Genomic DNA, 11,580 nt, shown 5'->3' on the forward strand with positions numbered 1-11,580 from the left:
CGGCCGGGCTCGCCGCGGCCCGTTCGTCGCGCAGTGGCCGTCAGCGGGACTGCGGGTCCCTGCGCTGGGGCAGGGTCACCACCGACGGGTCGCCCGGTGCGGCCGGCGGCAGGCCCGCGACCTGGGCCAGCAGATCGCACCAGGAGGACAGATGGGCCGCCGTGTCCGGCACGCCGCCCATGCCCTCCCGGGGTGTCCAGGAGGCCCGGATCTCGATCTGTGAGGCAGGGGGCCGCGCGGACAGCCCGCCGAAATAGTGCGAACCCGCGCGGGTGACGGTGCCGCTCGGCTCGCCGTACGACAGCCCGCGCGCCTGGAGCGCACCGGTCAGCCAGGACCAGCACACCTCCGGCAGCAGCGGATCGGCCGCCATCTCCGGTTCCAGTTCCGCGCGTACCAGCGTCACCAGCCGGAAGGTGCCCTGCCAGGCGTCGTGCCCGGCGGGATCGTGCAGCAGGATCAGGCGGCCGTCGGCCAGATCCTGGTCGCCGTCGACGACCGCGGCCTCCAGGGCATGCGCGAAGGGAGCGAGCCGCTGCGGGGCCGGCGTCGGATCCACTTCGATCTGCGGCCGCAGCCGCGCCGTGCGCAGTGCCTCGACCGCGGCCCGGAAAGCGGGCGGTGCCGAACTGTCCGAGTGCCGGTCCGCCTCCCTGGCACTCTTCGCATCGTCCATCCCACCAGCGCCGTCCGACAGTCGTCCCTGAGCCGCAGCCATGCGGGGAAGAGTAAGGGGAACGGGCGCTTCGTGCAGGGAGAGACACCACCTAAAGGGAACCTAAAGATCCCGGCCGCCTGCGGCCGAGGGCATGGCCATGCCGGGTCCGGGGCCGTGGGAGACTTGCCGTCGTGAGTGCCAACGCAAGCCCCACGGGCCAGCCGCCGACCGCCACGTACGACAGCGCCTTCCTCAGGGCGTGCAGGCGCGAACCCGTGCCGCACACCCCCGTGTGGTTCATGCGTCAGGCGGGCCGCTCGCTGCCCGAGTACCGCAAGGTGCGCGAGGGCATTCCGATGCTGGAGTCCTGCACACGCCCCGAACTCGTCGCCGAGATCACGCTCCAGCCGGTGCGCAGGCACGACGTGGACGCGGCGATCTACTTCAGCGACATCGTCGTACCGCTGAAGGCCATCGGCGTCGACCTCGACATCAAGCCCGGTGTCGGGCCGGTCGTCGAGCGTCCGATCCGTTCCCGGGCCGACCTCGCCCAGCTGCGCGACCTCACCCCGGACGACGTCTCCTACGTCACCGAGGCCATCGGACTGCTCACCCGCGAACTCGGTCCGACCCCCCTCATCGGCTTCGCCGGCGCCCCGTTCACCCTGGCGAGCTATCTCGTCGAGGGCGGCCCGTCCCGGACGTACCAGAACGCGAAGGCGATGATGTACGGCGACCCCGAGCTGTGGGCCGACCTGCTCGACCGCCTCGCCGACATCACGACGGCCTTCCTGAAGGTGCAGATCGAGGCCGGTGCCTCGGCGGTCCAGCTGTTCGACTCCTGGGCCGGCGCGCTCGCCCCGGTCGACTACCGGCGCTCCGTGCTGCCCGCCTCCGCCAAGGTCCTCCGCGCGGTCGCCGGGTACGGCGTGCCGCGCATCCACTTCGGGGTCGGCACCGGCGAGCTGCTCCCGCTCATGGGCGAGGCCGGCGCCGATGTCGTCGGTGTCGACTGGCGGATCCCGCTCGACGAGGCGGCCCGCCGCGTCGGCCCCGGCAAGGCGCTCCAGGGCAACCTCGACCCGGTGGTCCTCTTCGCCCCGCAGGAGGCGGTCGAGGCCAAGACCCGCGAGGTGCTCGACGCAGCCGCCGGTCTGGAGGGCCATGTCTTCAACCTCGGCCACGGCGTGGTGCCCGACACCGACCCGGACGCCCTGACCCGGCTCACGGAGTACGTGCACACGCATACCGCCCGCTGACTCACCACGTCTGCCAGGTCTGCCGGGGCCGGGCCTGTCTGCCGAACAGCAGCCGGGGCGGCTCGGGCGGGGGCACGGTGCCCGGCCGCAGCGGCAGGGCGAGCAGCATGCCCACGACGAAGCCGACGACGTGCGCCGCGTACGCCACCGAGCCGGCGTCGGAGACGCCCTGCCCGGACGAGTACACGGCCTGGAGCACGAACCAGAAGCCCAGCACCAGCCAGGCCGGCAGCCGCAACGGCAGGAAGACCAGGAACGGGACGAGGACCCAGACCCTGGCTTTCGGGTACAGCACCAGATAGGCGCCGAGGACTCCGGCGATCGCCCCGGACGCGCCGATCAGCGGCTCGCCGGAGGACGCGTTGAACAGTGCGAAGCCGTACCCGGCCGCGTAGCCGCAGACCACGTAGAAGAGGAAGTAGCGGATGTGGCCCATCCGGTCCTCGACGTTGTTGCCGAAGATCAGCAGGAACAGCATGTTGCCCAGCAGGTGCAGCCAGCTGCCGTGCAGGAACATCGCGGTGAGGACCGACAGCGGCGGGTACTTGTCGTACGACGGCGGGCCCACCACGCAGCCCGGCCCCTGCGGGCCGACGCCCACGGCGCCGGTCGGGACGAGCTGCGGCAGCTGATGGTGGATCAGCTCCCTGGGTACCGCCGCGTAATGGTCGAGGAACGCCTGTAGATGGCACAGCTGTGCCAGATCGCTGCCGCCGGCCACGGAACCCGCCATGCCGGGCGTACGCAGGAAGACCAGCACGCACGCGGCGATCAGCGCGTACGTCACCCAAGGGGTGCGGCGCACCGGATTCACGTCGTGGACGGGGATCACCACACAGGAGTAGTGCCCGCGCCACGGGCAAGGGAATCCGTGCCGGGCGGCCGGCGGCGGGTGCTGTGCCCTCCGACGCCCCTGTCCGCCGCCCCGTCCGCCGCCCCCGATCGGCGCGCAGGGGCGTTGCCCGCGCCTGTTCAGCGTGCGGGGGGCGTCGTCCGCGTTCGGTCAGCGGGCCGTGGCGTCGTCCGCGCCGGTTCTCGTCGCCTGCGCCACCTTCGCCGCGGCCTTGCGCGCCGCCACCAGGACCGGGTCCCAGACCGGGGAGAACGGCGGCGCGTAGCCCAGATCGAGGGCCGTCATCTCCTCGACGGTCATCCGCGCGGTCAGCGCCACCGCGGCGATGTCGACCCGCTTGGCCGCGCCCTCCCCGCCGACGATCTGCACGCCGAGCAGGCGGCCGGTGCCGCGTTCGGCGAGCATCTTCACCGTCATGGGGGCGGCGCCGGGGTAGTAGCCGGCGCGGCTGGTCGACTCGATGGTCACCGTCTCGAACTGCAGGCCCACTCGGCGCGCGTCTTTCTCGCGCAGTCCGGTGCGGGCGATCTCCAGGTCGCAGACCTTGCTCACCGCCGTGCCGACCACGCCCGGGAAGGTGGCGTAACCCCCGCCGACGTTGCTGCCGATGATCTGTCCGTGCTTGTTGGCGTGGGTGCCGAGGGCGATGTGCCGTTCCTGGCCGGAGACCAGATCCAGCACCTCGACGCAGTCGCCGCCCGCCCAGATGTTCCGGTGGCCCCGGACGCGCATCGCGAGGTCGGTGAGCAGCCCGCCGTGGCGGCCCAGGGGGAGCCCGGCGGCGCGCGCGAGCGTCGTCTGCGGGCGTACGCCGATCCCGAGGACGACCACGTCGGCCGGGAACTCCGCGTCCTCCGTCGCCACCGCCCGCACCCGGCCGTCGTCCCCGGTGAGCAGCTTGGTGACGGGCGCGTCGTCGACCATGGTGATGCCCAGGCCCGTCATGGCCCGGTGCACCAGCCGGCCCATGTCGGGGTCGAGCGTGGACATGGGCTCCGCGCCCCGGTTGACGACGGTCACCTCATAGCCGCGTTTGATCAGCGCCTCCGCCATCTCCACGCCGATGTAGCCCGCGCCCACCACGACCGCGCGGCGTCCCCGGGTGTGCGCCAGGGTGTCCAGCAGAGCCTGGCCGTCATCGAGGGTCTGGACGCCGTGCACCCCGGGGGCGTCGACGCCCGGCAGGTCCGGGCGGAGCGGCGTCGCACCGGTCGCGATCACCAGTTTGTCGTACGAGGTCCACGACTCGGCGCCGGAATCGACGTCACGCGCGCGTACCCGCTGCCGGTCCACGTCGATCTCCGTGACCTCGGTGCACATGCGCAGGTCGATGTGGCGCGCGCGGTGCTCCTCGGGCATGCGGGCGATCAACTGGTCCCGCTCGGGCACGTCACCGCCCACCCAGTACGGGATGCCGCACGCGGAGAACGACGAGAAATGACCGCGTTCGAACGCCACGATCTCCAGTTCGTCCGGCCCCCGCAGGCGGCGTGCCTGCGACGCCGCGGACATCCCCGCGGCGTCGCCGCCGATCACGACCAGCCGTTCCGTCCCGCCTCGCGCACCGCTGCTGCTCATGCTCATGCGAACACGCTACGGGGCACGGGGTATTTCGGGCCCGCGGGCACAGGGCCGGTACGGGCCGCTCAGCCCTTGTCGCCCGCTCTGCCTCCCGGCTGCGCCCGTTCTGCCCCGCGTCATGGGCTCGACCCTCGTCGTCGGCTCAGTCCTTGTCGTCGGCTCGGCCCTCGTCGCCGGGCGTCCGGCCGGCCGTGTCCCCGGACACCGGGGGCGCGGTCGGCAGCGGGGCCAGGGCGGTCGTGACCGGCGCCTGGGCGGCGCGGCAGCCGCGGGCGGACCGCCCGCAGCCACCCGAGGACGAGCAGCGCCGCAACGGCCGCGAACGGCAGCGCCGCGCCCAGGGCCAGGGCGATCCAGCGCTGTCGGCGCTGCTGCTCGCGGTGTCGGAGGCGCCGCATCCGGTCAGCGCGAGGGCGGCCGGCAGCAGGACCCCGAGCAGGACGGACAGCGGGCGTACGGGGTGTGGTGTGCGCATGGGCGATTCCCCCCAGGGGTGGTGACGACGGATGTTCCTTCGACGCCGCACCCGGCCGGAACGTTTGGCCGCAACGGTTCCGGTGCGGTCACGGTCAGGACGCGCGCGGGACGCGTGGCACCGGCCTACGGCCGGCTCGGCGGCGAGGCCCGGCCCCGGGCCGGACCGTCGGTGGTGTCTGAGAGGCTGGAGCCATGAGCGGATCGGGTACGGGCACGGGGCATGTCGTCGTCATCGGAGCGGGGATCGCGGGGCTGGCGGCGGCCCACCGGCTGCTGGACCGCGGGGCGCGGGTGACGGTGCTGGAGGCGGCGGACCGGGTCGGCGGCAAGCTGCTGCCCGGCGAGATCGCGGGCGTACGCGTCGACCTCGGCGCCGAGTCGATCCTGGCCCGCCGGCCGGAGGCGGTGGCGCTCGCGCGCGAGGTCGGCCTGTCCGGCCTGCTGCGCGCCCCGGCCACCACGACCGCCTCGATCTGGACCCGCGGTGCGCTGCGCCCCATGCCCAAGGGACACGTGATGGGCGTTCCCGGCACGGCGTCCGCGCTGGCCGGTGTGCTGTCCGAGGAAGGCGTCGCCCGCGTCGGGCGCGAGGCCGGACTGCCGCGCACCGAGGTCGGCGACGACGTGGCGGTCGGCGCGTACGTGGCCGCCCGGCTCGGCCGCGAGGTCGTCGACCGCATGGTCGAACCCCTGCTGGGCGGGGTGTACGCGGGCGACGCGTACCGCATCTCGATGCGCTCGGCCGTCCCCCAGCTGTTCCAGGCCGCGCAGACCCACGACTCGCTCACCGAGGCGGTCCGCGGCATCCAGGCGAAAGCCGCCGCGCACCAGCAGACCGGCCCGGTCTTCCAGGGCGTCGAGGGCGGCGTGGGCCGGCTGCCGCTCGCCGTCGCCGAGGACGTGCGGGCCCGCGGCGGCGCGGTGCTGACCTCGACACCGGTGACGGAGCTGCGCCGGGAGGCGGCGGGCGGCTGGCGCGTCGTCGCCGGTGACCGGGTGCTGCGCGCCGACGCCGTGGTGGTCGCCGTGCCCGCGCCCGCCGCCGCCCGCCTGCTGGCCGCCGAGTCCCCCGGCGCCGCCGCCGAACTGAAGGCCATCGAGTACGCCTCCATGGCCCTGGTCACCCTCGCCTACCGCCGGGACTCCGTCGCCCTCCCCGAGGGCAGCGGCTTCCTCGTGCCCCCGGTCGACGGGCACACCATCAAGGCGTCCACCTTCGCCTCCCAGAAGTGGGGCTGGATCGCCGAGCAGGACCCGGACGTCGTGGTGGTGCGCACCTCCGTCGGGCGGTACGGCGAGACGGAGATCCTGGGCCGCGCGGACGCCGACCTGGTCGCCCTCTCCCGGCAGGACCTGCGGCAGGCCGGCGGCCTGACCGCCGAACCCCTGGAGACCCGGGTGACCCGCTGGACCGACGGCCTGCCCCAGTACCCGGTCGGCCACCACGCGCGCGTGGCCCGCATCCGTGAGCACGTCGCCAAGCTCCCGGGCCTGGCCGTGTGCGGTGCCCAGTACGACGGGGTGGGCATCCCTGCCTGCGTCGCGAGCGCAGCCGCGGCCGTGGACCGGCTGGCCGGCGACCTGCGTACCCTCGCGGACGCCGGGGCGGAGCCGATCGGACCCGGGTCGGAGCCAGCCGGACCCGGTGCGGCCGTGGCGGGGCGGAGCGGGAGAATGGACGCATGAGTGACGACGCCTCCACCACCGAGTCCGGCAGGATCCCGAACAAGGGCAAGCTGGCCAAGGACCTCAACGAGGTCATCCGCTACACACTGTGGTCCGTCTTCCGCCTGAAGGACGTGCTGCCCGCCGACCGCACGGGCTACGCGGACGAGGTCCAGGAGCTGTTCGACCAGCTCGCCGCCAAGGACGTGACGATCCGCGGCACCTACGATGTCTCCGGGCTGCGCGCCGACGCCGACCTCATGATCTGGTGGCACGCCGAGACCAGCGAGCAGCTCCAGGAGGCGTACAACCTCTTCCGTCGCACCAGGCTGGGCCGCGCGCTCGACCCGGTGTGGTCGAACATGGCGCTGCACCGCCCGGCGGAGTTCAACCGCTCGCACATCCCGGCGTTCCTCGCCGACGAGACGCCCCGCAACTACGTCAGCGTCTACCCGTTCGTGCGCTCCTACGACTGGTATCTGCTGCCCGACGAGGACCGCCGCCGGATGCTCGCCGACCACGGCAAGATGGCCCGCGGCTACCCGGACGTGCGCGCCAACACGGTCGCCTCGTTCTCTCTCGGCGACTACGAGTGGATCCTGGCCTTCGAGGCCGACGAACTGCACCGCATCGTCGACCTCATGCGCCATCTGCGCGGCTCCGAGGCCCGGCGGTACGTGCGTGAGGAGATCCCCTTCTTCACCGGGCGCCGCAAGGAGATCGGCGAACTGGTCGAGGGACTGGCGTAGCCCGCGCGGACGCACCGCACCGTCAGGGACACCGCGGTGCGTCCAGCAGGGCCCGGACGCACCGTCAGGGTCGCCCGCCCCGCCTTGCGTTCGGCGTCCACGCCGGGCCTCAGACGTGCTGGGCCCTGCCTTCGGTGTCCGCGCCGGCCCTCAGGGGCGTTCGGCCTTGCCCTTCAGCGCGTCACGCAGCGACTGCTGCTGTCCGGTGCGGTCGGCGGGGCTCCGCGGCTCCGGCTCGGGGCGCGGCGCGCACGCCGCGCGCCGCCCCGGCACCCGGCCCTGAAGCAGGTACGCCTCCAGATGGGCGTTCACGCACGGGTTCGGCCCGCCGGCGATCCCGTGCGTGCCCGCGTCCTGCTCGGTCACCAGGACCGAGCCCGCCAGCCGCCGGTTCATCTCCAGCGCCCCGCCGTAGGGCGTGGCCGCGTCCCGCTCGCCCGCCAGGATCAGCGTCGGCGGCAGCTCGCCCGGCCCGGTCCGCACGTCGACGGGCCGCTGCCGGGGCGCCGTCCAGTACGCGCACGGCAGGTTGGTCCACACGTTGTCCCAGGTCTCGAAGGGCGCCACGCGCGCGAGCCGGGTGTTGTCGCGGTCCCACACCGCCCAGTCGGTCGGCCAGGGCGCGTCGTTGCACTCGACAGCCGTGTAGACGGCGCTCGCGTTCTCCGCTTCGGCAGCCGCAGCGTCGGCCGGCGCGGCAATCCCGACCAGCGGCTTCGGGTCGCCCTTGAGGTACGCCGACAGCGCCGCGGCCCGGCTCGGCCAGTAGTCGTCGTAGTAGCCGGCCGTCAGGAACGCGCTCTGCAACTGGCCCGGCCCGACCTTGCCCTCCGCGGGCTCGGCGGACAGCCCGGCCCGAGCCTTCTCGTAGCTGATCCGCACCTGTTCGGCCGTGGTGCCGAGCCCGTACACGTCGTCGTGCCGGGCGATCCACTCACGGAAGTCGGTCCAGCGGCTCTCGAAGGCGGCCGACTGCTCCAGGTTCGAGTGGTACCAGATCTGCGCCGGGTCCGGGTTCACCGCCGAGTCCAGCACCATCCGCCGTACGTGCGCGGGGAACAGTGTCGCGTACAGGGCGCCGAAGTAGGTGCCGTACGAGGCGCCCATGAACGTCAGTTTCTGCTCGCCCAGCGCGGCCCGCAGCACGTCCAGGTCACGGGCGTTGTTCAGCGAGTTGTAGTGCCGCAGGGCGCTGCCGGACCGTTCGGCGCAGCCGCGCGCGTACGCCTTCGCCTGGGCGATGCGTTCCTGCTTGTACGACTTCGAAGGGTGCGTCGGTGACGCCGTCGGCCCCTTGCGGAAGCGCTCGGGTGCCTGGCAGGACAGCGGCGCCGAGTGGCCCACCCCGCGCGGGGCGTAGCCGATGAGGTCGTACGCGGCGGCGATCCGGCGCCACTCGGGCAGCACCCCGATCACCGGGAAGTACAGTCCGGAGGCGCCCGGTCCGCCGGGGTTGTAGACGAGGGCGCCCTGCTTGCGCACCTTCAGCTTGCTGTTGCGCGGGTCCTTCTGGGTGGCCCGCACCCGGCTGACGGTCAGTTCGATCTTTTTGCCGTCGGGGTGCGCGTAGTCGAGCGGAACGGTGACCGTGCCGCACCGCAGGTTCGCCGGGGCGTCCTGCTCGGCGGTGCATTTCCCGAAGTCGATGCCCGCGGCCCGGGCCCGGGCCGCGGCCACCGAGGCACCGCGTGCCTCGGCCGCTGCCGGAGCGCCGGCGGCACCCGGAGCGCTGCCCGCGGGGGCGGCGGCGAGGGTGGTCAGGAGCAAGGATCCGGCGGCCGAGTAGAGGGCGGCAGCTTTCATCGGGTATCCCTTCGGAGCGCGGCAGCACCGTCGCTGCGGCGACAAAAGGGAAGTTTCGTTCGTGGTACGGCGAAGGCAAGCACCGCCCGGCGGTGTCGTCGCCAATGCCCCCCGTGCGCCCCCGGAGGGCTCGCTTCACTCCCGCCGCGGCCGGTCGCGGTGGGCGAAGGCGGCCCGCAGCTCGGGCTCGCCGATCGCACGGATACCGCGTACGGCGACGGAGGCCAGGTAGGTGTGCTCGTCGCCCGCTCCGCCGTACGGCCGGGCCAGCGTGCCCAGCATCCGCTGCCCGGCGGGGGAGGCCCACCGGGAATAGGGGGGCGCCTCGAACCGGGCGAGGGCCAGACAGCTCAGTGTCACGGTGAGCGGCAGGGCGAACCACAGGGCGATCAGGTGACGAGAGGTCCCGGCCGGTACGGGCGGCAGCAGCGCGACCGTACCCAGCGCCGGCACGGCCACGGCGGCGGCCCGCACCCGGCGGATCCCGGCGGCCACCGTCGTACGGGCCCCGTCGGGCACCGCGAGCCCCGCGCGGACGAGTCCGTCGGCCAGGCTTCGCACGGCGTCGGTGCCCGCGGCGGCGGCACGCACCGGCGCGATGCGGGACTGTCCGTCCGGGCCGATGGCGCCTATCACCGACCGCTCCATGTCGTCCCGGCCCCGCGGGTCGACGACGGTCGCCCAGCCGGTGTGCGCGAGCAGCAGCCGTCGCTGCCGTGCCATGGCGACCAAAGTGAGTTCGGCGACCCGGGCGGGACCGCCGGACAGGAACGCGGCCTCGTACAGCGTCAGGCCGCGCTCGCGGCCCACGGTCACGGTGTGCGCGCCGGAGCCGGCGGCACGTACGGCGGCCAGGCTCAGCCGGGTACACGCCGTGCCGGCCGTGGCCCAGGCCAACAGCAGGAGAAGCACCCAGAACATGACGTGTTTCTATGCCAGGGGTCTGCGGAACACCATGGCCCCGTCGTCAACGGCACGCAGCGTTGCATGTCCGCGACGGTCCATTCCGCGCAGGTCAGGGAAGGCCAGGGAGGGGCAGGGCAGGCCAGCTCAGGCCATGCCGGGCCAGTTCAGGTCCGGGGTTGTCGGGCGGCGGGACGGAGACGGCGGGCGGGAGCGTGGCGGAGGCCGCGGCGGACGGCGTGACCGGGATCGCCGAAGCGACGGCCACCGTCAGCCGCTGCGTCGCGTCAGCACCCTCCGCGCCGCCCGCCCGACCCGGGCGACCCGCGCGACAGGCCGCCTCGACGGCGGCACCGGGCCCGACCGTTCCCGCCACCACCCGCGCAACTCCCGCCGCACCGCCGCGTCCGCGGGCCGCCGTTCGCGCAGCAGGTGCGCCACGAAGTCCAGCGCGTCCCGCCGGTACCCGCCGGTCATCGGCTGTCCGTGCGCATAGCCGAGGAACTCCGGGCGGTAGCGAGCCCCCAGGATCCGCGGCAATTCGGGCGCCACCTTGGCCACCACGTCCGCCCGCTTCGCGGCGAGCGCCCGTGCCTGCACCCCCATCCGCTCCCGGTCGAACCCCTCGGGCAGCGGAGTCCCCGCGACCAGCGCGGACAGCACCGCCGCCTGGGCGAGCGCGACCCGCTCCCGGGGCGGCTCGCCCGCCGCCTCCGCGCCTGCCCGCGCCGCCTCCGCGCCCGCCCCCGTCGGCGGCCCGGTGCAGGCCAGGTCGGCGTGGCCCTCGTCCACCGCCGCCCTGATGGCGGTCAACTCCCCTTCCAGTTCCGCTGGTTCGGGGAAGTTCTCGTCCCGCTCCAGCAGTACCCCGGGCGGCCGGACGCGGGAGGCGAGGTCGGTGAGGATGTCGAGAACCTCACGCGGGACCGGGTGCGCGTGGCTGTCGTGCCACACCCCGTCGCGCGCGAAGCCGCCCGCGACGTGCACGTACGCGATGGCCTCCAGCGGCAGTTCGGCGAGTGCCTTCGCCGGGTCCTCGCCGCGGTTGACGTGGTTGGTGTGCAGGTTCGCCACGTCGATGAGCAGCCGTACGCCGGTCCGGTCGGCCAGTTCGTACAGGAACTGCCCCTCGGTCAGCTCCTCGCCCGGCCAGGAGATCAGCGCCGCTATGTTCTCCACGGCGAGCGGCACGGGCAGCGCCTGCTGCGCGCGGCGCACGTTGGCGCACAGCACGTCCAGGGCGTCCCGGGTGCGCGGCACGGGCAGCAGGTGGCCCGCCTCCAGGCGCGGGGAGGCGGTCAGCGGTCCGCCCGCCCGGACGAACGCGATGTGCTCGGTGACCAGCGGCGCGTCCAGCCCCGTGGCGCGCTCGGCGAGTGCGGTGAGCCGGTCCTCGTCGGGCCGGTCCGCGTCGCCGAGACCGAGCGAGACACCGTGCGGGACCACGGTCACCCCGCGCTCGCGCAACCGCCGCAGCGAGGCGGGCAGATGCCCGGGGCACACGTTCTCCGCCACGACCTCGACCCAGTCGATGCCCGGCATGCGTTCGACGGCGTCCGCGATCTCCGGCCGCCAGCCGATCCCCGTACCCAGTTGCCGCATCGCCGGTCCCCCTCCGTGCCGCCCCGCTGC

10 protein-coding genes are annotated in these 11,580 nt (G+C 74.0%); 3 read left to right on the forward strand and 7 right to left on the reverse strand.

The genetic code is table 11. The features are described 5' to 3' along the window. Nucleotides 1-40: 40 nt before the first annotated feature. Nucleotides 41-718 carry a DUF3000 domain-containing protein gene (locus ACFYPJ_RS15940; protein ID WP_389016391.1) on the reverse strand — a complete coding sequence of 226 codons (678 nt, stop codon included), beginning with the start codon at nucleotides 716-718 and terminating at the stop codon, nucleotides 41-43. 131 nt (nucleotides 719-849) lie between these two features. On the opposite strand from ACFYPJ_RS15940, the gene hemE reads away from it, so the two are divergent. Further along, nucleotides 850-1,917: a uroporphyrinogen decarboxylase gene (gene hemE / locus ACFYPJ_RS15945; RefSeq protein WP_389016394.1), complete on the forward strand. Its 1,068-nt coding sequence runs from the start codon at nucleotides 850-852 to the stop codon at nucleotides 1,915-1,917. A 1-nt stretch (nucleotide 1,918) separates the two neighbouring features. On the opposite strand, the gene ACFYPJ_RS15950 is transcribed toward hemE, so the two are convergent. The 3 genes from ACFYPJ_RS15950 to ACFYPJ_RS15960 all read right to left on the reverse strand — a co-directional run bounded on the left by ACFYPJ_RS15950 (nucleotide 1,919) and on the right by ACFYPJ_RS15960 (nucleotide 4,826). Further along, on the reverse strand, nucleotides 1,919-2,752 hold the full coding sequence (locus ACFYPJ_RS15950) for a rhomboid family intramembrane serine protease (protein ID WP_389016397.1): 834 nt from the start codon (nucleotides 2,750-2,752) through the stop codon (nucleotides 1,919-1,921). Between the two features lie 168 nt (nucleotides 2,753-2,920). Continuing rightward, nucleotides 2,921-4,348: an FAD-dependent oxidoreductase gene (locus ACFYPJ_RS15955; protein WP_389016786.1), complete on the reverse strand. Its 1,428-nt coding sequence runs from the start codon at nucleotides 4,346-4,348 to the stop codon at nucleotides 2,921-2,923. A gap of 145 nt (nucleotides 4,349-4,493) precedes the next feature. Further along, nucleotides 4,494-4,826, reverse strand: a complete 333-nt coding sequence (locus ACFYPJ_RS15960) for a hypothetical protein (protein WP_389016400.1) — start codon at nucleotides 4,824-4,826, stop codon at nucleotides 4,494-4,496. A 194-nt stretch (nucleotides 4,827-5,020) separates the two neighbouring features. On the opposite strand from ACFYPJ_RS15960, the gene hemG reads away from it, so the two are divergent. Further along, entirely contained in the window at nucleotides 5,021-6,514 is a 1,494-nt protein-coding gene (gene hemG / locus ACFYPJ_RS15965; RefSeq protein ID WP_389016402.1) for a protoporphyrinogen oxidase, read from the forward strand. Next, nucleotides 6,511-7,242 (forward strand): hydrogen peroxide-dependent heme synthase, encoded by a 732-nt coding sequence (gene hemQ / locus ACFYPJ_RS15970; RefSeq protein ID WP_389016405.1) that lies wholly within the window; start codon nucleotides 6,511-6,513, stop codon nucleotides 7,240-7,242. Before hemG ends, hemQ begins: the two co-directional genes overlap by 4 nt. A 150-nt stretch (nucleotides 7,243-7,392) precedes the next feature. On the opposite strand, the gene ACFYPJ_RS15975 is transcribed toward hemQ, so the two are convergent. The 3 genes from ACFYPJ_RS15975 to ACFYPJ_RS15985 form a co-directional block, all read right to left on the reverse strand. Continuing rightward, a complete protein-coding gene (locus ACFYPJ_RS15975; RefSeq protein ID WP_389016407.1) occupies nucleotides 7,393-9,045 on the reverse strand; it encodes an alpha/beta hydrolase in 1,653 nt (550 codons plus the stop codon). Nucleotides 9,046-9,180: 135 nt separating this feature from the next. Continuing rightward, nucleotides 9,181-9,966, reverse strand: coding sequence for a TIGR04222 domain-containing membrane protein (locus ACFYPJ_RS15980; RefSeq protein ID WP_389016410.1), 786 nt, complete (start codon nucleotides 9,964-9,966; stop codon nucleotides 9,181-9,183). A gap of 252 nt (nucleotides 9,967-10,218) precedes the next feature. Then, on the reverse strand, nucleotides 10,219-11,550 hold the full coding sequence (locus tag ACFYPJ_RS15985; RefSeq protein ID WP_389016412.1) for a DUF692 domain-containing protein: 1,332 nt from the start codon (nucleotides 11,548-11,550) through the stop codon (nucleotides 10,219-10,221). Nucleotides 11,551-11,580: the final 30 nt, after the last annotated feature.

The organism is Streptomyces sp. NPDC006012 (genome assembly GCF_042871185.1).
GTDB lineage: Bacteria > Actinomycetota > Actinomycetes > Streptomycetales > Streptomycetaceae > Streptomyces.